Genomic DNA, 25,338 nt, shown 5'->3' with positions numbered 1-25,338 from the left:
CTGCACTGCCGGTTACCAGGCCAGACGCCTATGGGGCGGCCGACCTGAGCGTTCGCTACCAGCGGAAGTTCACCGCGGTCACCAGTTGGCGCTCGTCGCCATAGGTGCAGGTGGCGAATTCGCAGTAGGTGTATCGCTTGTTGGTGAGGTTGTTGGCGTTGAGGCTGATGTCCCAGTTCGCGTCGAGCTGGTAGCTGACCATGGCATCGAACAGGGTGTAGGCAGGCATCGCCGAGTCCATTTCGGAGGCCTGGGTGGTGCCCTTGTAGCGGGCGCCGGCGCCGACGGTGAGCTGCGGCATGTTGAGGCGCATGAAGTTGTAGTCCAGCCACAGCGCCGCCTGGTGATAGGGCGTGTCCTCGCTGCGCTGACCGACTTCGCCAGGGATTACGCTCTTTGTGATGCGCGCGTCGATATAGGCGTAGGAGGCGACCAGGCTGAGGTCCTCTGTCACGTCCGCCTTGGCTTCCGCCTCGAAGCCGCGCGAGCGCACTTCGCCCGTCTGCGAGGCGATGTTGGTGGCAGGGTTCTGCTTGAACACGTTCTGCTGGGTCAGCTCGAAAACCGCGGCACTGAGCAGCAGGTTGCGGCCGTCGGGCTGGTAGCGAATCCCCGCTTCGTATTGCTTGCCTTCGGTAGGCACGAAGCTCTGCCCGCCGGCAACGGCCACCGACACCGGGAAGAACGATTCGCTGTAGCTCAGGTACGGTGCCAGGCCGTTATCGAACTTGTACACCAGGCCGGCGCGGTAGGTGGTGGCCTCTTTGTCCTGGCTGGTGCGCACGCCGTTGCGATGCTGTTTCTGGTCTTGGTCGGCCCAGTCGTGGCGCACGCCGAGTACGGCAACCCAGCGATCGTCGATGTTGATCTGATCCTGCAGATAAACGCCTTTTTGCAGGGTGTCGATCTGAGAGCCGCGCTCCAGGCTGCGGTCCTTGTTCACCACCACCGGCTGCCCATAGTTGTAGCGGCTCAGATCCAGCGCCGGCGCGACGCCGCGGAAGTTGTGCGAGTCGTAGCTCATGTCGTAGGCATCGAAGCCCAGCAGCACGCTGTGCTCCGCACCACCAAGCTGCCATTTCGACTCGATGTTGGTGTCGCTGGCCAGGCCGCGGGCGCGTTCGTGGCGGTCGCTGTACTGGCGACGCAGGATGCCCGTGGTGGCTGCCTGATTGATGGCCGCGGCAGAGGTTTGTATCTGCAGGTACTTCCAGTCCACTTCGGTCTGGTAGTACCGCAGCTTGTGATTGATGCGCAGCTGCTCGTTGAAGTGGTGCTCGAACTCGTAACCGAGTGTCGACATCTCGCCGTTCATCTCGTTGTAGTCGGGCTCGCCGATGAAGTCGTGACGACCGATCTGGTACGCCGCGTCGCCCACGGCCTTGACCAGTTGGTAGGGCAGAGGCGCGGAGAAGCCCGTTTCGGTCTTCTGGTAGAACGACAACAGGGTCAGGGAGGTGTCTTCGTTCGGGCGCCAGGTCAGTGCCGGGGCGATGTAGAGCCTGTCGTCGTCGATGTGATCCTGGGGGGTGCCGCTATCGCGCTTGAGCAGGGTCAGGCGGTAGCTCAGGGTATCGCTGTCACCGAGCGGGCCGCTGAAGTCGGCGGACAGCTGCTTGCGGTCGTTCTGGCCGACCTGCAGGTTGAGTTCGTGCAGCGGTTCGCGAGTCGGCCGCTTGCTCACCCCGTTGATCATGCCGCCTGGCGACAGCTGCCCGTAGAGCACCGAGGCCGCGCCGCGAATCACCTCGACACGCTCCAGGCCATAGGGCTCCTGAATGCCGTCATAGGAATTGTTCTGCAGGCGCAGGCCATCGCGCAGAGAGCCACCGGTGGCGGACTCGACATCGAGGCCACGGATCCGAAAACGGTCCGCCGTGCGGTTGAAACTGGTCGGCTGGCTGGTGACGCCCGGTGTGTAGCTGAGTGCCTGGGAAAGGGTCTCCGACTGGCGATTGCGCAGCTCGTCGCGGGTGACCACCGAGATCGATTGCGGCGTATCGACCAGGGCGGTATCGGTCTTGGTGGCGCTGCTGTTGCGCAGGGCCACGTAGCCGGCCAGCGGCTCACCCGGCAGCTCGGCATTGCCGTCGGCGATGCCGGATACGGTGGTGCTGTCCAGCTCCAGCGCGCCGCTGGCTGGCAGCGGGCGCAGTACATAACCGCCGCCGCCCTGATCGACTGCCTCCAGCCCGGAGTTCTGCAGCACCAGGGCAAGCCCGGCGGTGACCGAGTAGTTGCCGTTCAGGCCGGGGCTGGTCTTGCCGCTGGCCAGGTCGTTGTGGCCGGCGAGGTAGACACCGGCCTGGGCGGAAAACTGGTTGAGCACGCTGTTGAGCGGCCCTGGCGCGATGCTGTAGGTGCGCACCGCCTGGCTTTCCTGCGCGGCGGCCGGCAGGGCGATCAGCAGCGTCGGGGCGAGGGACAGCGCCATGGGCAAGGCCAGGGCGAGTGGTCGCAGGGAGAAGTGGAAAGCGTGCGCGGCTGGCAAGTGCATGGTGGCCCCAGGTTTGGTCTGATCGGTTGGCTTCTCAGGGATTACCGAGCCAGATCTGCAAAAGGGAACCGCGCCGATGAATTAATTTCGTTCAGGCCCCGCTTGGCTCGACGGTTATCCACCAGTCGGTCAGCCGCTGCACCCGAATGGGCAGGGCGGCCTGCAGCAGGCGCAGGCTTTGCTCGCTGTCGTCCAGCGGGAAATAGCCCATCACCGGCAGGTTAGCAACCGCCGGGTTGCAGCCCAGGTGGCCGCGGCGAAATTGCCCCAACTCGTCGAGCAACTGGCCCAGCGGCATGCCTTCGGCGGCCAGCACATGACGCGTCCATGATTCGCGGGCGGCGGCTGCGGCTTGCACGGCGCCAATTTGCACAGTGTCGAAGGTGACTTGTTGGCCAGCGGGGATGCGCAGGGTTTGCTGGTTGGCTGCGGTACGGATGTCCACCGTGCCGTCGAACACCGTCAGCCAGGTTTGCGTATCGCTCTGGCGCACGCTGAAGCGCGTGCCCAACGCCTGCATGCGCCCGTGCCGGCTGGCGATGAAGAACGGGCGAGTATCGCGGGCGGTGTCGACCAGCACTTCGCCAGCGCGCAGGTGCAGCAGGCGCACGGCGTCGTCGAAGTCGGCGTCCACCGCGCTGCCCGCGTTGAGCCACAGACGAGTGCCGTCGGCCAGGCGGGTTTCGCGCACCTCGCCGATGCCGGTGGCGAAGTCGGCGCTCCAGCCGGCGACCAGGCGCGGCAGTGCCGTGTGGCGCCAGGCGCTCCACGCCACCAGGCTGCCAGCGCCGACGATCAACAGGCTCTTCAAACCCTCGCGCCGGGTCAGGCCGGAGCGGCCAGGCTGGGCCAGGGCATGGCGCAGCGTCTGTCCGTCGTCCTGTTGCTGCAACTGGCCGAAACGCTGGCTGACGCGCTCGACATAGTGCCAGGCGTCGCGGTGTTCGCCGTGTTGCTCCAGCCACCGCTGCCATTGCTGGCGCACCTGGCCATCGGCCTGCTCGTCGTGCAGGCGCACGTACCAGTCGGCGGCCTGCTGCAGGCTGGCGTGGCTTAGGGTGGGGGCGCGCGGGTTGATCATTCGACCAGCAGACCGTCGAGTTCGGCTTCGAGCAGGGCGCAGTGCAGCAGCGCCTGGGCCAGGTATTTCTTGACCATGCGCTCGGACACGCCGAGCTGCGTGGCGATCTGGCGATAGGGCAGGCCATCGAGCTGGGCGAGCAGAAACGCCTGGCGCACCCGCGCGGGCAGGCGCAGCAGCATGGCGTCTACTTCGTGCAGGGTTTCGATGATCAGCGCGGCCTGCTCAGGCGACGGCTGCAGCGCTTCCGGGCGGCTGGCCAGGGCGCTCAACCAGGCGTGTTCCAGCTGTTTGCGGCGCCAATGATCGATGCTCAGGCCACGGGCGATGGTCGCCAGGTACGAGCGTTCGCCACTGTGGCTGTCGAAGCGACGCGGGCGCAGCAGCAGGCGCACGAAGGTGTCCTGCACCAGGTCGGCGGCATCGGCGCTGTCACCCAGGCGACGGCGCAGGAACTGCTGCAGCCAGCCGCGATGGCTGGCGTACAGCTGGTGCAGGGCGGAGGTATCGGAAGGCGTCATCGAGAGCACGTACCCGAAGGCGTTTGCGCGCCTCAATGCAGATAAGAATTAGTCGCAAATTAGAACAAGATGCGTCGATTGCTGCAATGGGGTGGCAGTCGATTCTGAGCTGGAGCCGAGCGGCTCGTTACGGTCCAGCTGTTGTTGGGCTGTTCGTTGGGGCTGACGGTCTGATGGAGTCATTAGCTGCTTGAAGCGGATCAGCGTAATGAGCCATAAAGCACCAACTGATTGATCCAAGTGAGGCGATGATGGCGAGCAGAAAAGCGGGCCCCCTGGTGGTTTCGTTGCCGCTCGGTGTACCGCAGCCCGGTGAGAGCCTGCAGCGCTGGCTGTATGGCACGCTGCGCGAGGCGATCCTCAGCAGTCGCCTGCCATCGGGTAGCCAACTGCCCAGCACCCGCGCCCTGGCCGAGCACTACGGTATGGCCCGGGGGACCGTGCAGGCGGCCTATCAGCAACTGCAATCCGAAGGTTATCTGGATACCGGGAGCGGCTATGGCACGCGGGTGTGCACGGTGCTGCCGGATGCCACGCTCAACGCCGGCAATGCCCGGCGGGCGGTCCGGGCGCCCGTCGAGCAGCCGCGGGCCGCGCCGGACACCGAATGGTCGCAGCGCTTGCAGGCGGAAAAACCGGTGTTCATGAGTGGCGCTGCCCAGCGCGGCTTGCGGCCGTTCTTCCCGCATCGGGGTGATGTGCTGGCGTTTCCCATCGACCTGTGGCGCAAGCTGCACACCGCCCATCTGCGCGCTTCGCGCTTGCTGGACATGCTCGATGCCGACCCCGCCGGCCTGCCCGCGCTGCGCAGTGCCATCGCCCAGTACCTGGCGATTGCCCGGGGCGTGCAGGTCGGTGCCGAGCGAATCGTGATCCTCGGCAGCGTACAGCAGGCGCTGGATCTCACCTTGCGCCTGCTGGTGGCGCCAGGTGAACGGGTGTGGATGGAAGACCCCGGCTACCCCGGCGCCCGGCAACTGATGAAGGCGAGCGGCGTGGCGGTGGTCGATGTGCCGGTCGACCGCGAAGGCCTGCAGGTCGACACGGCCCTGGGCCTGGCACCGGATGCGCGGCTGGCCTACGTCACGCCCTCGCACCAGGCGCCGCTGGGCGGCGAACTGTCGCCAGCGCGGCGTCTGGCGTTGCTGCGCTGGGCCGACGAGCAGGGCAGTTACATCTTCGAGGACGATTACGACAGCGAGTACCGTTTCGTCGCCAAGCCCATTCCAGCGCTGCGCAGCATGGCCGGGGCCGATGCGTCGGTGATTCTCGCCGGTACCTTCAGCAAGCTGCTGTTTCCGTCCCTGCGCATGGCCTATGTGGTGCTGCCGCCGCAGTTGGTCGACAGCTTCACGCGCCTGGTGTCGTTGACCGCACGGCATGCCAACAGCCTGGCCCAGGCGGTACTGGCGGACTTCATCGACCAGGGCCACTTCGACCGCCACTTGCGGCGCATGCGCAAGCTCTACGCCGCGCGGGCCGAGGCATTTTCAGAGGCCGCCGAGCGGCATTGGCAGGGGTTGATCGAGGTACCGCCGATTCGCGCCGGTCTGGATGTGGTGTGCCGGCTTCACGGCATGGAGGAGGGGGATGCCCAGGCGCGCCTGGCCGAGGCGGGCATCGACGTCATGCCCCTGCAGCGCTATTGCGTGCAGCCCCAGGCGCCAGGGCTGGTGATGGGTTTCGCGGCGTACGACGAAGCGGCCATCGATGTGGCCGCCAGGGACGTGGCGCGGCTGCTTCGCCGCCCCTGAGCGCTGCTCAACTGGCGACGATGATCACGGTGATGCAGATCATCGCCACCACGCCAAACACCATGCGGGCGATCCACGGGGCGGTGAGCCAGGCGGTGGTCGCGCCGGCCACCTGACCGACGTTCTTCTCGGTGAGCCAGCGATTACCGGGTTGCGCTTGCATCGGGTTGCCGCACTGTGGGCAGGCATGAGCCTTGTCGGAGATGCGGTGTTGGCATTCGGGGCAGTCGATAAGGCTCATCTCGGTCGTCCTCTGATCGGTGGCGATAGCTGGAGGTGAGACTGGGCGCCTGTAACCGAGTTCCGTGCCAGGCCAGAGCTGACGAGGGCTGCGGGAGTTTTTATTGGCATTGAGAAAGCGCTCGCCCCGTGCGGCGAGCGCTCTGCGGCGTCACTTGCGGCGCCACTGCCCTTGCTGCTGGATGTATTGGCCGGCCGGGGTCTTGTCGATGGCCTTCTGGCCAGCGATGGTTTCCACGTCGCTGAGCTGGATGCCGTTCTGCTGGGCGAGCTTCTGGTATTCGGCACGGCGTGCAGCGTTGATCAGCTTGGCGATCTCGTCGGCCTGGCCGGCGGATTTGACCACGCCGAGGTAGCCGTTGGGCATTTCGCCGAGCTGGCCGCTGGCCTTGGCGTCACCCAGGGCGGACATCGCCTCGTTGAGGCTGATGGCGTGGGCCGGCAGGCTCAGGCTGAACAGCAGCAACAGGCCGGCGAAAGGTTTGATCAGATTCATGCGTGGCTCCTCAGAACAGTCCGCTGGATTCACTGAACATGCTGTCCAGCGCCTTATCCACCTTGATATAGATCTCGTGCTCGATCTTCACATTCAGGTTGATGTTGATCGGCTCGTTGGGCATCGCCAGTTGTACCGTCGGGGTACAGGCTGTGGTCAGCAGCCCCAGCAGCAGGGCGGTGATGCAACTACGCAAGCGCATGGCGCTTCTCCTCGTCAAGGCTCCTTGGGGGCGGTATTGCGCTGCAGCATTCGCTGCTGCACGCGCCGTGTGATGATGTCGTTGACCCGGTCGGTCAGCTGCAGGCTGGCGAGCAGGGTAGGGATGTCTTCCTCCAGGTTGATGTTGAAGTGAATCGGGCGGCCGTTCTCGATGGCCGGGTTCTGGCCTTCCAGACGCATGCCCAGGGTCAGTATGCCGTGCTGATCATAGTCGACCGAGCTGTTCAGGGTGGTGAACCGGAAGTCCTCCAGGGACTGCGTCACCAACTGCATCGCCGGGTTGCTGCGGCCCAGGGCCTTGATCTTCTCGGAGCTGAACTTCAGGTAGCCGCCGGGCTGGCGGGCGGCGACGTGACCTTGCTCGATCTTGATGCCGTTCTCGCCCAGGCGTAATGGTAGATCGCCGTCCAGAGTGCCACTGCCAGCCAGGCCTTCAGCGGGGTAGAGGGCGAGCAGCTGCTGGAGTTCCAGGCCGCGAATCTGGATGGGAAACGCTGGATTGGCCGCGCCCAGGTTCCAGGTGCCTGGCGTCAGGGTGACCTCACCGCCCATCAGCGCGGTGCGCGCCAGGTTAACTTCCAACTGGCCCCTGCCGGTATCTGCCAGCGGCGCGCTATAGCGGGCGCGGGCTTCGACTGGGCCAATGGGCAGGCCGGGGTTGGCCTGCTGTAGCTTGAGTTCGGGGATATACAGCTCGAAGCGCTGGTGCGCCAGCTTGAACTGCGCGCGCGCGTCCAGGCCGCTTAGTTCGGAGCGGTCATAGATGCCGCCGAGGCCCTTGCTGGTCAGGTCCAGGTCGAGGCTTGGCGCGCTGCTGCCAGCGGCCAGCGTCAGGTTGGCATCGGCATTCAGGCGGCCGCTGTCGAGGTCGAGCAGTTCGGGCCACTGCACCAGGGTCTTGGCCAGCGGGTTGCCGGAGCGCAGGAACAGCTCGCCCAGGGTGGCCTTGAGTTGCAGGTTGTGTTTCGCGTCGAGGCTGGCAGTGAGGTCGAGTTGCAGCTCGCTGTCGTTGCTCAGTTTGCCCTGCAGGGTGCCGGCCCCGTCGGCGACGGCCAGCTGGCCTTGCAATCGCCAGCCCTGGGGCTTTAGGTTGGCCTGCTGCAGGCGCGTGGTGCTCAGGTTCAGCGGGCCGTTGAATTGCCAGCCTTGCAGGGCGCCGTCCTGCAGCGTCAGCTTTAACGTGCTGCCGCCAATACCCGCCTGCAGCTTCTGCGCGCTCAATGCGGCGCCTTTCAGGCTGGCGGCCTGCAGCCCGGAACCTTTGCCGACGTTCAGCTCGAGTGCGTTGCCGTCGGCGTAGCCCGCCAGGTTCAGCGCGCTGCTCAGCTCGGTGGCTTGCCAGCCGGCCTGGTTCGCCCTGGCGGTGCGGGTGGTCAGGCGCGTATCGGCGAACTGCACCGCCCAGGGCGCCGAGCTGGCGACGGCCAGGCGGCCCTGCAAATCCAGGCGAGTGGCGCCGCGCAACGCAGCGGTCAATTTCAAGGGCAGGCTGCGCTCGACCAGCACCGGGCGTAAGTCGGCCAGTGGCGTATCCGCCTGTACCTGCAGGTGCAGGGAGTCGCTGCGCAGCTCCGGCGGCAGCGCCTCCAGCCAGTCGGGGTTCGGCTCGCTGAGTTGCAGGTCGGCCGCGACGCGCCTGGCGATCCACTGCTGGCCTTCATTATGGGCCGCCAGGGCCAGCTGACCCTGCAGCAAGCCGACGCCGGGCATTGGCCAGGGCTGCGGCAGATTGCCGTGCAGATCGAACTGGCCAGTGGCAGCCAGCAGGTTGTTCACATCCAGTTCGCGGCGCGGCAAGTTCAGTTGCCACGCGCCTGCCAGACTGGCTTCGCCGGGCGCCGCTGGCCACTGCTTGCCCTCGGGCAGTGCCCAGGCGCTCAACAGGCGCTGCAGCGTGGCGGCCTGGGTGAGGTCGGTAGCCTTAAGCTCGCCGTTCCAGGCCAGGCCTTCACCACGTTGCTCCAGGTGACTGATCAAGGTGGTTTGCGGTTGATGGTCCACCGCCAGCGTCAACTTCAGGTCGAGCGTATCGGTGCCTGGCTTGAGGTCGAGGGCGGCGCCGATGATCTGCGTCTGCTGGTCGAGATTCAAACACAGGGCGATGCGCTCATCCTCGCTACGCTGCAGAGCCAGATTGCCGGTGGCGACGCACTGGCCGCGGGCGCAGGGCAGGCTAGCTGTAAGGCTGGCGATGGCCAGACTGCGTGGCAGCAAGGCCAGTGGCGCGGCAAGTCGCTGCACATCGAGGTCGCTCGATGGGGGCTCGGTCTGCTCTTCTACTGTTGCCGGTCGCCACTGCAGCGACAAACGGTCGACAGCGACGTGCTGCCAAAACGGCAGGCTGAAGCCGAAGTCGCGCCAGGCCAGGTCGATGCTATTGCCCTGCAGTTCCAGGATGCCGGCAGTGCTGCGTTGGTGCAGCGCCAGACCATCGATCCGCAAACCTTCGCTCGACAGCGAAGCGCCATGCCAGTCGAAGGTTTCGATGCCGCTGCGCTGCAGCAGATAACGGCTGCCCAGATAAAGGCCGACGACCAGCATCAGCAGCACGGCGAGTGTGACGGACAGTCGCAGCCAGATGCGGCGGCTGAGCATGGGCGTGGGTCCCCTGAACGGATCAATCTGCGACGGTAACCCGAAGTGATCGAGGCTGCCAAACCGGACGCGCCTGATTGGCGCTTCACACTTTTGTGGCATGCCGATGACAGGGGCGGATTTGGTGCACGGTCTGCATGCCCCGCCCGTCGTGGCGTGCCGCCTTGTCAAGGGGGATTTTGCCCCGCAACAGGGCATTTTTCAGGCCTCGCCGCGGGACTTGTGCACAATCGCGAAGCAGCTTGTCAAGCTGCATGTTGCCTCTTGTCAAAACCTCGATAATAGCGTAGGTGTAAACATAAGTTTATGAAAAATATAGACTTTTTTGAGGTGGTGAAAAAATGAGCAGTTTGAGCGTAAGGCCCATTTCATGGGTGTTAGGAGGTATTTCGCCCACCATATTCACAAAGTTATCCACAGCTTCTGTGGATTGTCGTGCGCAGCCGCTCTGCCACGGGCCAGGGCTTTACCTGTGAATAAAAAAGAGTAGAGTGGCGCGCCTGTTCCGAACCCCTGCTTTAGTCTTATGCCCCGCGTTTTACCCCGCAGCCAATTCCACACCCTTCCAGTGCGTACCCAGGTTCCCGTTCGTGTCGCCACCTGGCTGCTCGACAGCCCGCGCCTGGGCGAAGCGCCCAGCGTCAAACGCATCGCTGGCCGTCTGCTCAAGCAGCCTGCACGTCAGGGAGTGGTTCAGGCGCAAAGCCGGCTAGGCCAGATGCTCTGCCGCGAATGCGGCAATACCCGCGACCGGCGCATCGGCGTCGAGCTGCTGCGCCAGGCGGCCCGTGCAGGCGATGGCCGCGCACAGCTGGAGCTCGGCCGCCTGTACTGCCAGCCGCGTACCCTCGAGCCCGAGCAGGCCCGGCACTGGCTGGAGCTGGCGGCGCTGCAGGGGCATGACGAGGCGCGGGATTTGCTGCAGCGCCTGTAACCGCTGCCAAACCGCCCGCGCGGTTATACTGCCCGGCAGTCTTGCCTGGATGCCTTTATGCCTTTCGATCTCCTGACCCTGTTGCCGGCCTTTCTGGTCGGCGCACTGCTGGCCGCCGTTCCCTTATGGCTGCGCATGGCTGCAGCCGTCCGTCAGGCCGAAGAGATGCGCCTGCAATCGGGGTTGGCCCAGGAGCGCATGAATGCGGCGCAGCTCGCCCAGGCCGGCCTCAGCGCGCAGCTGGACAACTGCCGCGACGAGCTTGCCGAGATCCTCGAAATCAAGGCTGATCAGCAGGCCGAACTGGCCGCCCTGCGCCGCGAAACTCACTTGCTGCAGAACGACCTGCAGCTGGCCCGCGAGCAGCTCGAGGGCGCGCAGGCCCTGCGCGAGCGGCAGGAAGCCGAGCTGCGCCGCCTGGACAGCGAGCGGGCCGGGTTGGCCGCCGAGCTGCACGAGCAGCAGGAAAACCATCAGCAGCGCCTGGAGGATCTGCAGGGCGCCCGCGATGCCCTGCGCGCGCAGTTCGCCGAGCTGGCCGGCAAGATCTTCGACGAGCGCGAGCAACGTTTCTCGGAGACCAGCCAGCAGCGCCTGGGGCAACTGCTCGACCCGCTCAAGGAGCGCATCCAGGCCTTCGAGAAGCGCGTCGAGGAGAGCTACCAGCAGGAGGCCCGCGAGCGCTTTTCTCTGGGCAAGGAGCTGGAGCGCTTGCAGGGCCTCAACCAGCGCCTGAGCGAGGAGGCGATGAACCTTACCCAGGCGCTCAAGGGCCAGAAGACCCAGGGCAACTGGGGCGAGCTGGTGCTCGAGCGGGTGCTCGAACATGCCGGCCTGCAGAAGGGCCGCGAGTACCACACCCAGGTCAGCCTGAAGAGTGCCGAGGGCGAGCGTTTTCAGCCGGACGTGCTGATCCAGCTGCCGGGCGACAAGCAGGTAGTGGTCGATGCCAAGGTCAGCCTCACCGCTTATCAGCAGTACGTGTCGGCCAGCGAGGAAGCGGCGCGGCAGGTGGCGCTGAAACAGCATGTACTTTCGCTGCGCAGCCACCTCAAGGGCCTGTCGCTCAAGGACTACCAGCACCTCGACGGGCTGCACAGCCTGGATTTCGTGCTGCTTTTCGTGCCGATCGAGGCCGCATTCGCAGCGGCTTTGCAGGCTGATCCGGGGCTGTTCCAGGAAGCCTTCGACCAGCACATCGTGATCGTCAGCCCGACCACGCTGCTGGCGACCCTGCGGGTGATCGACAGCCTGTGGCGCCAGGAACGGCAGAGTCAGAACGCTCGGGAAATCGCCGAGCGGGCAGGGGCGCTGTACGACAAGTTCGTGGCCTTCATCCAGGATCTGGACGAAGTGGGCATGCGCCTGCAACAGCTCGACAAGGCCTATTCCGGCGCGCGCAACAAGCTGGTGGACGGGCGCGGCAACCTGATCAGCCGCGCCGAGAACCTCAAGCTGCTTGGCGCCCGGGCCAGCAAGAGCCTGCCGCCCGAGCTGCTCGAGCGGGCAGCCGGGTTGCCGCTGGATGAGCTGGAGCCGGACTGAGCCGGGCGCTGATGTTGCGGCTCAGTCGTCGCGCGTCAGCACTTCCAGCAATTCGATTTCGAAGTTCAGGTTGGAGTTTGGCGTTATCGCGCCTACCGAGCGCTCGCCATAGGCCAGGTGCGCCGGCACGAACAACCGGCGCTTGCCACCGACCTGCATGCCCATTAGGCCCTGATCCCAACCTTTGATCACACGTCCGGTGCCTATCACGCACTGGAACGGCTTGCCGCGCGAATAGGACGAGTCGAACTCGGTGCCGTCCTCCAGCCAGCCGCGGTACTGGGTGGTGATCAGCGCGCCTTTGACCACCGCCTTGCCATCGCCCGGGTGGATATCTTCGATACGTAGTTCGTCGCTCATTGCTGGGGTTCCGAGAGTGCAGAAGGCCGCGTTTTTCGCAGGAAATGCACGGCTTTGCAAGATCCGGCTACGAGCTCGATGGACGCGGGCGCCCCGTCAGTTCTCACAGGTAGTGCATCGCTATCCTGCCGCTCTACTGCAACGGCAAATGCCGGCTGATCAACGCCCGCAGCGCCGCTGGCTTCACCGGCTTGGGCAGAAAATCCAGGCCGGCGGCGTGCACCTGGGCGATCAGTTCGGGGCGGCCGTCGGCGCTGATCACCACGCCGGGCACCGGCTCGCCCAGGCGGGTGCGCAGCCAGGCCATCAGCTCGGTGCCGGTGTCGCCTTCGTCCAGGTGATAGTCGACCAGGGCCAGGTGCGGGCGTACGTCCTCGTCGAGCAGCTGCTCGCATTCGGCGCGGGTGCGCGCCGACCAGACCTGGCAGCCCCAGCGCGAGAGCAGGCTGTGCATGCCGGTAAGGATGCTTTCCTCGTTGTCGATGCACAGCACCTGGGTGCCGGTGAGCAGTTGGCCGCTGCTTTCCGGCCGTGCCCGCTGGGCCGCTGGCGCCTGGTGGCGAGCGATCGGCACGGTGACGCTGAACACGCTGCCTTTGCCGGGCCAGGAACGCACTTCCAGGCTGTGGCCGAGCACGCGGCACAGCCCGTCGGCGATCGCCAGGCCCAGGCCTTTTTCGGCGCGGGTCTGGTGGCTGTCCAGGCGTTTGAATTCTTCGAAGATGGTCTGTCGTTTGTCTTCGGGAATGCCCGGGCCGCGATCCCAGACCTCCAGGCGCAGATTCGCGCCCTGGCGGCGCACGCCGAGCAGTACACGGCCCTTGGCGTAGCGGAAGGCGTTGGTGAGGAAGTTCTGCAGCACGCGGCGCAGCAGCTTGCTGTCGCTGTCTACCCGCAGTTTGCTGCCCTGCATGTGGAAATCCACGCCATGCTCGGCGGCCAGCACGCGGAATTCGGCACCCAGGGTGTCGAACAGGCTGTTGAGGGCGAAGGCATTGCGGTCCGGGGTGATGCGGCCGTTCTCCAGGCGTGAGATGTCCAGCAGGTCGCTGATCAGATCCTCGGCCGAGCGCAGCGAGCTGTCCAGGTGGCGCACCAGCTCCTGAGCCTCGTGGGGCAGCGCTTCTTCCTGGTGGGAGAGGGCGGCGGAGAACAGCCGGGCGGCGTTCAGCGGTTGCATCAGGTCATGGCTGACCGCGGCGAGAAAGCGGGTCTTCGAGGCGTTGGCGGCTTCGGCCACGCCGGTGGCGGCGGTCAGCGCCTTGTTCAGTTGCGACAGTTCATGGGTGCGCTCGGCGACGCGCTGTTCGAGGCCTTCGTTGGCGGCCTTGAGGGCGCGCTCGGCTTCGCGGAATTCGGTGATGTCGGTGAAGCTCATGACGAAGCCGCCGCCGGGCATGGGGTTGCCGATCAGCTCGATGACCCGCCCATTGGGAAACACCCGCTCGTAGCTGTGGGCGGTGCCCTGGCGCATCCAGTACAGGCGCTTGGCGACGCTTTCCTCGACGTCGGCGCTGCCGAGCATGCCGCGCTCGGCGTTGAAGCGGATGATCTCGGCGATCGGCCGGCCGACGCAGATCAGCCCGTCCGGGTACTCGAAGATTTCCAGGTAGCGCTGGTTCCAGGCCACTAGGCGCAGGGACTGATCGACCACGCTGATGCCCTGGCTGATGTTCTCGATGGCGCCCTGAAGCAGGGCGCGGTTGAACTGCAGCACCTCGCTGGCTTCGTCGACGATGCGCACCACGTCCTCGACCTGCATGTCGCGGCCTTCGATGGCCGCCTTGACCACCGCACGGGTCGACGAGGCGCCGAGCACGCCGGCAAGCAGGCGCTCGGTGTGGGCGATCCATTCGCTGTTGGCCGGCTGCGCCGAGTTGAAGGCCTTGCCCTGGCGACGGGCGAAGTGGCTGAAGCTTTCCTGCGCGCGTTCTTCGCCGACGAAGCGGCCGGCGAGCAGCAGCAGGTCGTTGACCTGCACCGCCAGGGCGCCGCGGCCGCCCTGTTTGTTGCCGAAGTCGTGGTTGACGAAGCGCCCAGCCTGCCAGTGCTCGGACACCCGGGTGCGCGAGAAGAACGATACCCAGGCGAACAGCGTCAGGTTGCCGGCCAGCGACAGCACCACGCCGCGGGTCAGGGCGTCGACCTCGAAGCCGATCGGCGCGTAGAGCAGGGTGCGCAGGCCGGGGAAGATGTCCAGCGGCCAGCCCAGGCCGCGGGCCAGCACCGGCAGCACCAGGGTGTAGATCCACAGCGCCGCGCCGGTGATCAACCCGGCGAACACGCCGCGGCGGTTGGCCTGCTTCCACACCAGGGCGCCGAACATCGCCGGCGCCAGTTGGCCGATGGCGGCGAAGGAGATCTGCCCGATGGTCGCCAGGCTGGCGTTGGTGCCGAGCAGGCGATAGCACACATAGGCCAGCAGCAGGATCAGCACGATGCTGACCCGTCGCGCGGTGAGCATCCAGTGGCGGAAGGCCTCGAACGGCCGTTCGGTGCTTTTGCGGTGCAGCAGCCAGGGCAGCAGCATGTCGTTGGAGATCATCGTCGACAGCGCCACCGACGCGACGATCACCATGCCGGTGGCCGCCGACGCGCCACCGATGAAGGCCAGCAGGGCCAGCGCCGGGTGGGCTTCGGCGAGCGGCAGGCTGATCACGAAGGAGTCCGGGCTCACTCCGCCGGGCAGCAGCATCTGCCCGGCCAGGGCGATGGGAATCACGAACAGCGCGGCCAGCAGCAGGTACAGCGGGAACACCCAGCGCGCCAGGCGCAGGTCGCGGGGGTCGGTGTTCTCCACCACGGTGACGTGGAACTGCCGCGGCAGACAGACGATGGCGATCATCGCCATGCCGGTCTGCACCAGCATCGCCGGCCAGTTCACCGCCTCGGCCCAGTACGCCTCCAGCTCGCGGCTGCGCTGCGCCTGACTGAACAAGTCGCCGAAACCGTTGAACAGCCCGAAGGTCACGAACGCGCCGACGGCGATGAAGGCCAGCAGCTTGACCAGCGACTCGAAAGCGATGGCCAGCACCATGCCGCGGTGGTGCTCGGTGACGTCCAGATTGCGAGTGCCGAATACGATGGTGAACAGCGCCAGGATCACCGAGACGATCAGCGCGGTGTCCTGGGCGCGGGTGCCGTCGGCGTCGGTTTCCGAGCCGATCAGCAGGTTCACGCCGAGCACGATGCCCTTGAGCTGCAGGGCGATGTAGGGCAGCACGCCGACCAGGCAGATCAGCGCGACGACGATGGCCAGGGACTGCGACTTGCCGTAGCGCGCGGCGATGAAGTCGGCGATCGAGGTGATGTTCTCCTGCTTGCTGATCAGCACCATCTTCTCGATCACCCAGGGGGCGAACAGCAGAAGCAGCATCGGCCCCAGGTAGATGGGCAGGAACGACCACAGTTGCTCGGCCGCCTGGCCGACGGCGCCGAAGAAGGTCCAGCTGGTGCAGTACACCGCCAGCGACAGCGAGTAGACCCAGGCGCGGACTTTCGGCGGCAGTGGCTTGCGGCGGCGGTCACCGTAGAAGGCGATGGCGAACAGCACGGCCATGTAGAGCAGGGCGACTGCAGCGATAAGCCAACTGGACAGCGACATGCAGACTCCACGAAACAGAAGGGCAATGGTGCGAGCGTACCTTGGCACGCCTGCGTAGTGTCGCAGCAAAGCGGCGCAGCGTCAGGCGCGACCAAGGTCGCAGGGGCACCGCCGTGCACTTGCGGCACGCTGGGCGCTGCCGTTTTTTGGCAGACAGGCCGTTTATTCGGTGAGAAACTGACACGCCTGGCAAGCGTTGTACCTGGAGAAAACCGATGTTCAAGCCGCAATTGATCACCCTGCAGCGCGGTGCCCTGCGCATCGAACCGTTGCTCGATGGCGATATTCCGGCGCTGGTCAGCCTGGCCGAAGCCAACCGTGATGAGCTGCTCTACATGAGCGGCACCCAGCGTCTGGACTGGTACCGCCTGGCCCTGCAGGAGCAGCGCGAAGAGCGCGCCTTGCCCTTCGTGATTCGCCTCGCCGACCAGATCGTCGGCACCACGCGCTTCGCCGACTTCATGCCGACCCTGCCGGCGGTGGAAATCGGCTGGACCTGGCTGGACTCCGCCCAGCACGGCACCGGCCTGAACAACATGATCAAGTACCTGATGCTGCGCCACGCCTTCGAGAGCTGGCAGATGGTGCGTGTGCAGCTGAAAACCGCCGCCAGCAACCAGCGCTCCCAGCGCGCCATCGAAAAGCTCGGCGCGGTTCGCGAGGGCCTGCTGCGCAATCATCGCCGCCTGGCCGACGGGCGCCTCGACGACACCGTGCTGTACAGCATCACCGATCAGGAATGGCCGGTGGTCAAGGCCGGGCTGGAGGCACGCTTCGGCGTGTGAGCCATGCCCTCCGGCGAACGCATCCGCTTCTGGGAAAGCCCCGCGCTGGCCGGCGTGGAGCTGCTGCAGGCGCGCTACATCAAGCAGCGCTTCACCCCGCACGTGCATGAAGGTTTCGTGTTCACCGTGATCGAGCACGGCGCCCAGCGCTTTCGCCACCGCGGTGCCGATCACCTGGCGCCGGTCGGCAGCATGGTGCTGATCAACCCGGATGAAGTGCACACCGGCTCGTCGGCCCATGAGCAGGGTTGGTTGTACCGCGCCTTCTACCCGGCGCCGGCCCAGGTCAATGGCGTGCTCGACGAACTGGGCCTGGCGCACCGCGGCCTGCCGTCGTTCGCCGCCAGCGTGCTGCAGGACGTCGAACTGCATCGGGCCTTCGGTCAGTTGCACCGCCTGCTCGACAGCGATGCCAATGTGCTGCACCAGCAGACGGCATGGCGCGAGACGCTGCTGATGCTGTTCCAGCGTCATGCCGGGGTCAGGCAGGCGGCCGTCGCCGGCCTGGAACCGCGGGCGGTGAGCCTGGCCAAGGAGCTGCTGGCCGCGCGCCTGGGCGAGCCGCCATCGCTGGAGGAACTGGCGGCCGCGGTGAACCTCTCGCCGTTCCATTTCGCCCGGGTGTTTCGCCGCGCCACCGGCCTGCCGCCCCATGCCTGGCTGCAGCAACGCCGGTTGGAGCAGGCGCGGGCGTTGCTGCGTGACGGCTGTGCACCGCTGAGCGTGGCGCTGCAACTGGGCTTCGCCGACCAAAGCCACCTGACGCGACAGTTCAAGCAGGTGTATGGCGTGGGGCCCGGTGAATACCGCAAGGCTTGCCATCGCAGCCCCTAGCCTGCGGTTGAGCGCAGCCGCAGCTTTCCCTGCGAATTACACCTGTGGGATCGGGCGGGGACGCCTAGTCCATGCCCGCGATTTTTCGCGCGCATGGCGCGCTCCCACAGGTACTACGCTGAAGCTGTTTTTGCCTATCGACACTGATTGGGAGAGAGCAGGTTGCTGGTTGCCACATCCTGGGTATCGCTGCGCTCAACCCAGGCTACCTGCTGTACGACTGCGCAAGATCGTTCAAGACAGCCAGAGCAGGCTGGGCTAGCCTGATGCGCTTCTGGTCGCCCGCAGGCGATCTTTTCAGCCAGGCGATAAGCCGATGTCCCGATACCAAGAATTCTTCCAGGGCCTGCGCGACATGCTGCCGATGCTGCTCGGCGCCATGCCGTTTGGCATCATCTATGGCAGCCTGGCCGGTGCCGCCGGGCTCGACGCCTGGCAGACCATCGGCATGTCGGTGCTGGTGTTCGCCGGCTCCGCGCAGTTCATCGCCGTCAGCCTGCTCACCGGCGGCGCCACCCTGGCGGTGCTGTGGCTGACCACCCTGGTGGTCAATCTGCGCCATGCGCTGTACAGCGCCACCCTGCAGCCGTTCGTGCGCCACCTGCCCAAGCGCTGGCGTATCCCGCTGGCGTTCTGGCTGACCGACGAGGCCTTTGCCGTGGTGCAGCAGCGCTACGCCCAGCGCGACGATTCGCCAAACAAGCACTGGTACTTTCTTGGCGCGGGCCTTGCCATGTACGGCAACTGGATCGGCTGCACGCTGATTGGCCTGCTGTTCGGCCAGGCGGTACCGAACCTCGCCGCCTGGGGGCTGGATTTCGCGATGATCGCCACCTTCGTCGGCATCGTCGTGCCGATGCTGCGCAATCGCCCCCAGGTGGCTGCCGCCCTGGTGGCGGCGGTGGTCGCGCTGATCTTTCACGACCTGCCGTACAAACTCGGGCTGATGGCTGCCGCCTTTGCCGGCATCGTGATCGGCGTGTTGCTCGAACGCGTCCAGGCGCCCCTGCAGGAGGAGCTCTGCTGATGGAAAACTGGATCCTGATCCTCGGCATGCTGGCGATCACCTTCGCCACGCGCTACAGCCTGTTCGCCTTTCCCAACCTGCGCTTTCCCCAGGCGGTGCGCCAGGCCCTGCATTACGTGCCGACCGCGGTGCTGACCGCCATCGTGGTGCCAGCCATGCTCCTGCCGGACGGGCGCAACTGGGCACTGAGCTGGGACAACGCCTATCTGCTGGCGGGTCTGGCAACCATCGTCATCGCCGTGGTGACGCGCCATCTACTGGCGACCATCGGCGGCGGATTGCTGATCTTCTTCGGGTTGCGCTGGGCGCTGGGGCAATTGCCGATCTGACGCGTAATCGGATTGTTCCATTTATCGCAATAAAGTAATGCCGACAACGCGTATTCCTCAAAACGCGCTGCGGTCGCAAGCTGGTTGCACGGCTCGGGACTTCTCCCGGCCCACCGTCAACCAGGAGCCGACCCATGAAAATCCATCACGTCCCCCTGTCCGGCCATGCCCACCGCGCCGTTCTGTTCGCTTCGTTGCTGGGCCTGAAGCCCGAGCTGGTCGAGGTCGACCTGGCCGGCGGTGCCAACAAGCAGCCTGAATTTCTCGCGCTCAACCCCTTCGGCCAGGTGCCGGTGCTGGAAGACGACGGCGTGGTGGTCGCCGACTCCAACGCCATCCTCGTTTACCTGGCCAAGAAGACCGGGCGCACCGACTGGCTGCCGGAAGACCCCGCTGGTGCGGCGGCGGTGCAGCGCTGGCTGTCCGTGGCCGCCGGCGAACTGGCTTACGGCCCTTGCGCGGCGCGCCTGATCACGGTGTTCGGTGCCGACTTCAATGCCGAAGAAGTGATCGCCCGTGCCCACGTACTGCTCGCCCGCCTGGAGCGCCACCTGAGCGATCGCCAGTGGCTGGCCGCCGACCACCCGACCATCGCCGACGTGGCGCTGTACAGCTACCTGGCGCGGGCGCCGGAGGGCAACGTCGACCTGTCGGCCTACAAGCAGGTCCGGGCTTTCCTGGCGCGCATCGAGGCGCTGCCCGGCTTCGTGGCCATTCCCCAGACGCCTGCCGGGCTGACCGCCAACGCCTGAGCCTGCGCACCACCGCCTCCAGGAGAACCGCCATGACCGATCTCGCGAAAACGCCCGCACCCTGGCATTCGGGTGAAACATTCATTCAGGAAAAGCTCGGCGTCGCCGAACGAATGGATGCGGTCGGCAAACGCGTGGTGCGCGACTTCATGCCCGACCAGCACCGGGATTTCTACGCCCAGCTGCCGTTCATCGTGCTGGGCAGCGTGGATGGGCAGGGCGATGCCTGGGCCGGCCTGCTCGAGGGCCAGGCCGGTTTCATGGCCTCGCCGACGCCCACCACGCTGGACATTGCCGCCCGGCCCCAGGCCGACGACCCTGTCGCCCAAGGCATGGGCGAGGGCGCTGCGCTGGGCCTCCTGGGCATCGAACTGCACAGCCGACGGCGTAACCGCATGAACGGCGTGGTGGTGGCGGGTGGCAAGGGCCTGCGGGTAGCGGTCGAGCAGAGTTTTGGCAACTGCCCACGCTACATCCAGCAGCGCGATTTCACCTTCGCCCGTGATCCGGCGGCGCCGTTCGCCGCTACCGTCGAGCAGTTGCCGGCGCTGGATGCCGCGGCGCGGGCAGTGATCGAAGGCGCCGACACCTTTTTCGTGGCGACCTATGCCGATGTCGACGGGCAGCGCCAGGTGGACGTCTCGCACCGTGGCGGCAACACCGGCTTCGTGCGCATCGATGCCGACGGCACCCTGACCATCCCGGACTTCAACGGCAACCTGTTCTTTTCCACCCTCGGCAACATCGTGCTCAACGGCAAGGCCGGTCTGCTGTTCGTGGATTTCGCCACGGGCGGCGTGCTGCAACTGAGCGGTGACGCCGAGGTCATCTTCGAATCCCCGGAAATCGGCGCCTTTCGGGGCGCCGAGCGGCTGTGGACCTTCCGGCCCCGGCGTATCGTACGACGCCCGGCTGCCATGGCCCTGCGCTGGGCCCTGCGCGAGGACGGCTGGGCGGACAGCTCGCTGCTCACCGGCAACTGGCAACAGGCCGCCGATCAGCTGCGCGCGGCTCAGTACGCCACGCAGTGGCGGCCAATGAGGATTGCGCGCATCGTTCAGGAAAGTCGGTCGATCCGTTCCCTGCATCTGGAGCCGGTCGACGGTGCCGGGGTATTGCCGCACCTGGCCGGCCAGCATCTGCCGATTCGGCTGCGAGTGGCGGCGGGCGAGAAGCCGCTGATTCGTACCTACACCCTGTCGGTGGCGCCGTCCGATGGCATCTACCGGATCAGCGTCAAGCGCGAGGGGCGGGTGTCGCAATTCATCCATGACGGGTTGCGCGAGGGCGATCTGATCGACGCCCGCGCACCGGCCGGGGCATTCACCCTCGATGCGCAGGAGGAGCGCCCGCTGGTGCTGCTGGCCGGTGGCATCGGCATCACGCCGATGCTGGCGATGCTGCGCCATGTGGTCTACGAAGGCTGGCGCCGGCAGCGGATCAGGCCGGTCACATTGTTCTACGCCGCGCGCTCGAAAGCCGAGCGCGCCTTCGACCGCGAACTCGGCGACCTGGTGGCCGCCGCCCAGGGCGCGGTCAGGCTGGTGCGGGTGCTGAGCGACAGCAGTGGCGCCGAGCCGGGTGTCGATTACGACACCGCTGGGCGCATCGACATGGCGCTGCTGACCCGTTATCTGGCCTTCGACGGTTACGCCTTCTACCTGTGCGGGCCGCCGGCCTTCACCCAGGGACTGTACGACGGCCTGCGCGGCTACAACATCGCTGATGGGCGCATCCATGCCGAAGGCTTCGGGCCGGCGTCCCTGGTGCGTCGCCCCGATCAGCCGGCGGCGGCCGCCGTGACGGCTCCGCCGGCCACCGAGGCGGTGCCGGTGCTGTTTACCGAGTCGCTGAAGGAGGGGCGCTGGACTCCGGGCTCCGGCACCTTGCTGGAACTGGCCGAGGCCAGAGGCCTGGAACCGGAGTTCAGTTGCCGCGAGGGCTCTTGCGGCACCTGCAAGACGCGCTTGGTGAAAGGCGCGGTGAGCTACCTGAAAGAACCCAGCGCGCCCCACGGCGACGATGAAGTGCTGATCTGCTGCGCAGTGCCGGCGCAGCCGCAAGGCGCCGATGACGAGCGCCTGGAGCTGGCGCTCTGAGCGGCGCAGAGAGCGAACCTCGGGCAGCCGCGCGCGCAGTTTTGTCGTAGCTGCCTTCAAGCTCGATTTTGGCTGGCAGGACGCGCAAGAGCTCGAGGCTGAAGCCTTTCCTACGAGATCGTGGATGGCCGGTAGGGTGATGGCGCCCCGCGTTCCTGCGTGGGCGCTCGACCATGCAGCCTGAACCGCATTGCCGCTCAGGACGCGCGGATACGGCATACTCGCTGGGCTGCGCCACCAGCGCAGCCAACGCCTAAAGCAGAGGAGCGGGTGGATGGATCGTTGGCAGGCGATGCGGGTATTCGTGAAGGTCGCGGAGACGGGCAGCTTCGCCAGTACCGCGCGGCAGATGCACATGAGCGCGCCGGCGGTGACGCGCATCGTCGCCGGCCTCGAGGACCTGATCGGCGCGCGGCTGCTGGTGCGCACCACGCGTTCGGTGAAGACCACCGATGCCGGCAGCCGCTACCTGCAGGATTGTCGGCGCATTCTCGCCGATATCGCCGAGGCGGAACTGGCCGCAGCCGGGCATTACGCCGAACCGTCCGGCACCCTGGCGGTGACCGCTGCGTCGATGTTCGGCCACCTGCACGTGCTGCCCCTGGTGCTCGATTACCTGGATGCCTACCCAGGCATGCACGCGCGCACCTTTTTCGTCGACCGGCCGGTGAATATCCTCGACGAGGGCATCGACGTGGCGGTTCGTATCGGACACCTGGCGGATTCGGGCTTTACCGCCATCCAGGTCGGCGCGGTACGCCGGGTGATCTGCGCGGCGCCGTGTTACCTGGGGAAATACGGCGTACCGACCACGCCCGCCGACTTGAAACACCATCGCATCGCCGTGTCGCAGAGCGCCTGGGCTTCGCCGGAATGGCGCTTCTCCGAGGGCCAGCGAGTGCTGGTCGACCCGGTGCTGCAATGCAACACCAACGAGTCGGCGATCGCCACCGCCAGGGCCGGCTGGGGGCTGACCCGGGTGCTGCACTATCAGGTCGGCCAGGCGCTGCAGGAGGGCGCGCTGCAGGTCGTGCTGGAAGGCTTCGAGGAGCCACCGCTGCCGATCCACGTGCTGTACCCCGAGGGCCGTCAGGCGCCGGCCAAGGTGCGCGCCTTCGTCGACCTGGCCGTGGCGCGCCTGCGTGGCAACCCGCTGTTCAACTGAAAAGGCGCGACGTGTCGATAAAAATGCCCGCGGCTGTGGCTTTGCCCGAGCCGTTGCAGTCCAATGCTCATCGAATCCGCAAAGGGAAAGGTATCGATGACTCAGCACTCGCAATTCGCTCTGCTGAAAAGCCGGCGCTTCCTGCCGTTCTTCGTCACGCAGCTGCTCGGCGCGTTCAACGACAACATCTTCAAGCAGTCGTTGATCCTGGCGATTCTCTTCAAGCTCAGCCTGGAGGCGGATCGCGACCTGCTGGTCAACGTCGCGGCCATGCTGTTCATCCTGCCGTTCTTCCTGTTTTCCGCCCTCGGCGGCCAGTTCGGCGAGAAGTTCGCCAAGGACCTGCTGATCCGTCGGCTGAAGTTCTTCGAGATTTTCATCATGCTGGTCGGCGCCCTCGGTGTGCTGCTCGGCAACCTGACGCTGATGCTCGCGGTGCTGTTCACCATGGGCATTCAATCGGCGCTGTTCGGCCCGGTGAAGTACTCGATCCTGCCCCAGGCGCTCAAGCCCGAGGAGTTGGTGGGCGGCAACGCACTGGTGGAAATGGGCACCTTTCTGGCGATTCTGGCGGGCACCATCGGCGCCGGCATCATGCTCACCAGTGTTCACTACAGCGTGATCGTCGCCGTCTCGGTGGTGCTGGTGGCGATGCTCGGCTACCTGTCGGCCCGCGGCATTCCGCGGGCCGGTGCCGCGCTGCCGGATCTGGCGCTGGACTGGAACATTTTCCGGCAAACCTGGCTGACCCTGCGCATGGGCCTTACGCAGCCCAAGGCGGTGTCGCGCTCGCTGGTCGGCAACTCGTGGTTCTGGTTTCTCGGCGCGGTGTACCTGACGCAGATCCCGGCCTATTCCAAGGAGTGGCTGCACGGTGACGAGAGCGTGGTCACCCTGATTCTCACCGTGTTCTCGGTGGGCATCGCCCTGGGATCGATGCTCTGCGAGCGCATGAGCGGGCGCAAGGTGGAAATCGGCCTGGTGCCGTTCGGTTCCATCGGCCTGACGGTGTTCGGCATCCTGCTCTGGGCGGCCTCGGGTGGCATTCCCGAGGCGGCGCAGCCCTACGACTGGCTGGCGCTGCTGGGCTTCGGCCACGCCTGGTGGGTAATGGCCTCGATCCTCGGCATTGGCGTGTTCGGCGGCTTCTACATCGTGCCGCTGTATGCGTTGATCCAGTCACGCACCGCCGAGAACGAGCGGGCCCGGGTGATCGCCGCCAACAACATTCTCAATGCGGCGTTCATGGTCGTCTCGGCAGTGGTTTCGATCCTGTTCCTGAGCGTCGCCGGGCTGTCGATCCCCCAGCTGTTCCTGGTCATTTCGCTGATGAACGTGGCGGTCAACAGTTACATCTTCAAGATCGTCCCCGAATTCACCATGCGCTTCCTGATCTGGATGCTCGGCCACTCCATGTACCGGGTGTCGCACAAGGGCCTCGACTCGATTCCGGAAGAGGGGCCGGCGGTGCTGGTGTGCAACCACGTGTCGTTCGTCGATGCGCTGCTGATCGGTGGTGCGGTGCGTCGCCCGGTGCGCTTCGTCATGTACTACAAGATCTACAACCTGCCGGTGCTCAACTTCATCTTCCGCACCGCCGGTACGGTGCCGATCGCCGGGCGCAGCGAAGACCTGCTGGTGTTCGATGCGGCATTCAAGCGCATCGGCGAATACCTGCGCGACGGCGAGTTGGTGTGCATCTTTCCCGAGGGCAAGCTGACCGCCGACGGCGAGATCGACGAGTTCAAGGCGGGCGTGGAGCGCATCCTGCAGGACAACCCGGTGCCGGTGATTCCCATGGCGCTGGGCGGGCTGTGGGGCAGCTTCTTCAGCCGTGACCCGCGCAAGGGCCTGTTCCGCCGCTTCTGGTCGCGGATCGACCTGGTAGCGGGCGCGCCCATCGAGGCAACGGTGGCGACGCGGCAGGTGCTGCAGGCCGAGGTGAAGGCGTTGCGTGGGGATAATCGCTAGAGCTTAAGATCAGCACCCGGGTGTCGCTACGCTCGACCAGGGCTACGGGATGGGTAGCCTGGGTTGAGCGAAGCGATACCCAAGGTTGATTCCAGCTACCTGAACAAAGAGCCCGCCAATCGGCGGGCTCTGTCATCTCAGCCGTGGCTCATCTTCAGGCCGATAAGCCCGCAGATGATCAACGCCACGCTGGCCAGGCGGATCAGCGCCATGGACTCACCGAACAGGATGATCCCGGCGATCACCGTGCCGACGGCGCCTACGCCCGTCCAGATCGCGTAAGCGGTGCCCAGTGGCAGCTCCTTCATGGCCAAACCGAGCAGGCCCAGGCTGACCACCATGGCGGCCACCGTGAGCACGGTCGGCAGAGGGCGAGTGAAGCCGTCGGTGTACTTCAGGCCGACGGCCCAGCCGACCTCGAACAGGCCGGCGAAGAACAGGATGATCCAGGACATAGGGCGACTCCAGTCGAATGGGGTCGTCCCCGATAATGATGCACCCGAGCCGGGGTCGTCCCCGGAGCGCTC

General features: G+C 66.0%; 21 protein-coding genes. 11 read left to right on the top strand and 10 right to left on the bottom strand.

What is annotated here, in order from left to right; genetic code table 11:
- Positions 1 to 55: 55 nt before the first annotated feature.
- The 3 genes from BM279_RS07040 to BM279_RS07030 form a co-directional block, all read right to left on the bottom strand.
- Positions 56 to 2,497: a TonB-dependent siderophore receptor gene (locus tag BM279_RS07040; protein WP_425272666.1), complete on the bottom strand. Its 2,442-nt coding sequence runs from the start codon at positions 2,495 to 2,497 to the stop codon at positions 56 to 58.
- 91 nt (positions 2,498 to 2,588) lie between these two features.
- On the bottom strand, positions 2,589 to 3,578 hold the full coding sequence (locus BM279_RS07035) for a FecR domain-containing protein (protein WP_093502232.1): 990 nt from the start codon (positions 3,576 to 3,578) through the stop codon (positions 2,589 to 2,591).
- Positions 3,575 to 4,099 (bottom strand): sigma-70 family RNA polymerase sigma factor, encoded by a 525-nt coding sequence (locus BM279_RS07030; protein WP_093502230.1) that lies wholly within the window; start codon positions 4,097 to 4,099, stop codon positions 3,575 to 3,577. The genes BM279_RS07035 and BM279_RS07030 overlap by 4 nt, the downstream gene beginning before the upstream one ends.
- Before the next feature lie 251 nt (positions 4,100 to 4,350).
- Here BM279_RS07030 and pdxR point away from each other — a divergent pair, with 251 nt between their 5' ends.
- On the top strand, positions 4,351 to 5,853 hold the full coding sequence (gene pdxR / locus BM279_RS07025) for a MocR-like pyridoxine biosynthesis transcription factor PdxR (protein ID WP_093502227.1): 1,503 nt from the start codon (positions 4,351 to 4,353) through the stop codon (positions 5,851 to 5,853).
- Positions 5,854 to 5,860: 7 nt separating this feature from the next.
- On the opposite strand, the gene BM279_RS07020 is transcribed toward pdxR, so the two are convergent.
- The 4 genes from BM279_RS07020 to BM279_RS07005 all read right to left on the bottom strand — a co-directional run bounded on the left by BM279_RS07020 (position 5,861) and on the right by BM279_RS07005 (position 9,406).
- A complete protein-coding gene (locus tag BM279_RS07020) occupies positions 5,861 to 6,094 on the bottom strand; it encodes a zinc-ribbon domain-containing protein (protein ID WP_093502225.1) in 234 nt (77 codons plus the stop codon).
- A gap of 150 nt (positions 6,095 to 6,244) precedes the next feature.
- The gene (locus BM279_RS07015; protein ID WP_093502223.1) at positions 6,245 to 6,589 is read right to left on the bottom strand and encodes a YdbL family probable chaperone protein; all 345 of its coding nucleotides are present in this window, start codon (positions 6,587 to 6,589) and stop codon (positions 6,245 to 6,247) included.
- 10 nt (positions 6,590 to 6,599) lie between these two features.
- Positions 6,600 to 6,791: a YnbE family lipoprotein gene (locus BM279_RS07010; RefSeq protein ID WP_013792254.1), complete on the bottom strand. Its 192-nt coding sequence runs from the start codon at positions 6,789 to 6,791 to the stop codon at positions 6,600 to 6,602.
- A gap of 14 nt (positions 6,792 to 6,805) precedes the next feature.
- A complete protein-coding gene (locus tag BM279_RS07005) occupies positions 6,806 to 9,406 on the bottom strand; it encodes an intermembrane phospholipid transport YdbH family protein (RefSeq protein WP_167363105.1) in 2,601 nt (866 codons plus the stop codon).
- Between the two features lie 526 nt (positions 9,407 to 9,932).
- Here BM279_RS07005 and BM279_RS07000 point away from each other — a divergent pair.
- Together BM279_RS07000 and BM279_RS06995 are read left to right on the top strand one after the other, a co-directional pair.
- Positions 9,933 to 10,340: a tetratricopeptide repeat protein gene (locus BM279_RS07000; RefSeq protein ID WP_093502219.1), complete on the top strand. Its 408-nt coding sequence runs from the start codon at positions 9,933 to 9,935 to the stop codon at positions 10,338 to 10,340.
- A gap of 57 nt (positions 10,341 to 10,397) precedes the next feature.
- Positions 10,398 to 11,885, top strand: a complete 1,488-nt coding sequence (locus BM279_RS06995; RefSeq protein WP_093502217.1) for a DNA recombination protein RmuC — start codon at positions 10,398 to 10,400, stop codon at positions 11,883 to 11,885.
- 21 nt (positions 11,886 to 11,906) lie between these two features.
- Here BM279_RS06995 and BM279_RS06990 read toward each other — a convergent pair whose 3' ends face one another.
- Positions 11,907 to 12,245: an FKBP-type peptidyl-prolyl cis-trans isomerase gene (locus tag BM279_RS06990; protein WP_093502215.1), complete on the bottom strand. Its 339-nt coding sequence runs from the start codon at positions 12,243 to 12,245 to the stop codon at positions 11,907 to 11,909.
- Positions 12,246 to 12,378: 133 nt separating this feature from the next.
- Positions 12,379 to 15,849 carry a PAS domain-containing hybrid sensor histidine kinase/response regulator gene (locus BM279_RS06985; RefSeq protein WP_093502213.1) on the bottom strand — a complete coding sequence of 1,157 codons (3,471 nt, stop codon included), beginning with the start codon at positions 15,847 to 15,849 and terminating at the stop codon, positions 12,379 to 12,381.
- A gap of 215 nt (positions 15,850 to 16,064) precedes the next feature.
- Here BM279_RS06985 and BM279_RS06980 point away from each other — a divergent pair, with 215 nt between their 5' ends.
- The 8 genes from BM279_RS06980 (at position 16,065) to BM279_RS06945 (ending at position 24,811) form a co-directional block, all read left to right on the top strand.
- Positions 16,065 to 16,634, top strand: a complete 570-nt coding sequence (locus BM279_RS06980; protein ID WP_093502211.1) for a GNAT family N-acetyltransferase — start codon at positions 16,065 to 16,067, stop codon at positions 16,632 to 16,634.
- A gap of 3 nt (positions 16,635 to 16,637) precedes the next feature.
- Entirely contained in the window at positions 16,638 to 17,468 is an 831-nt protein-coding gene (locus tag BM279_RS06975; protein ID WP_093502209.1) for a helix-turn-helix transcriptional regulator, read from the top strand.
- Positions 17,469 to 17,784: 316 nt separating this feature from the next.
- Positions 17,785 to 18,495: an AzlC family ABC transporter permease gene (locus BM279_RS06970; RefSeq protein ID WP_093502207.1), complete on the top strand. Its 711-nt coding sequence runs from the start codon at positions 17,785 to 17,787 to the stop codon at positions 18,493 to 18,495.
- Positions 18,495 to 18,824, top strand: coding sequence for an AzlD domain-containing protein (locus BM279_RS06965; protein WP_027906110.1), 330 nt, complete (start codon positions 18,495 to 18,497; stop codon positions 18,822 to 18,824). The genes BM279_RS06970 and BM279_RS06965 overlap by 1 nt, the downstream gene beginning before the upstream one ends.
- A gap of 134 nt (positions 18,825 to 18,958) precedes the next feature.
- Positions 18,959 to 19,576, top strand: a complete 618-nt coding sequence (locus BM279_RS06960) for a glutathione S-transferase family protein (protein ID WP_093502205.1) — start codon at positions 18,959 to 18,961, stop codon at positions 19,574 to 19,576.
- Positions 19,577 to 19,608: 32 nt separating this feature from the next.
- Entirely contained in the window at positions 19,609 to 21,675 is a 2,067-nt protein-coding gene (locus BM279_RS06955) for a 2Fe-2S iron-sulfur cluster-binding protein (RefSeq protein ID WP_093502203.1), read from the top strand.
- A gap of 274 nt (positions 21,676 to 21,949) precedes the next feature.
- Positions 21,950 to 22,840: a LysR family transcriptional regulator gene (locus BM279_RS06950; protein WP_093502201.1), complete on the top strand. Its 891-nt coding sequence runs from the start codon at positions 21,950 to 21,952 to the stop codon at positions 22,838 to 22,840.
- A 96-nt stretch (positions 22,841 to 22,936) separates the two neighbouring features.
- The gene (locus BM279_RS06945; protein ID WP_093502199.1) at positions 22,937 to 24,811 is read left to right on the top strand and encodes an MFS transporter; all 1,875 of its coding nucleotides are present in this window, start codon (positions 22,937 to 22,939) and stop codon (positions 24,809 to 24,811) included.
- A 137-nt stretch (positions 24,812 to 24,948) separates the two neighbouring features.
- On the opposite strand, the gene sugE is transcribed toward BM279_RS06945, so the two are convergent.
- Positions 24,949 to 25,266 (bottom strand): quaternary ammonium compound efflux SMR transporter SugE, encoded by a 318-nt coding sequence (gene sugE / locus BM279_RS06940; RefSeq protein ID WP_093502197.1) that lies wholly within the window; start codon positions 25,264 to 25,266, stop codon positions 24,949 to 24,951.
- Positions 25,267 to 25,338: the final 72 nt, after the last annotated feature.

The organism is Phytopseudomonas straminea (assembly GCF_900112645.1).
Taxonomy (GTDB): Bacteria; Pseudomonadota; Gammaproteobacteria; order Pseudomonadales; family Pseudomonadaceae; genus Aquipseudomonas; species Aquipseudomonas straminea.
This window is presented reverse-complemented; position numbering and strand designations above follow the sequence as displayed.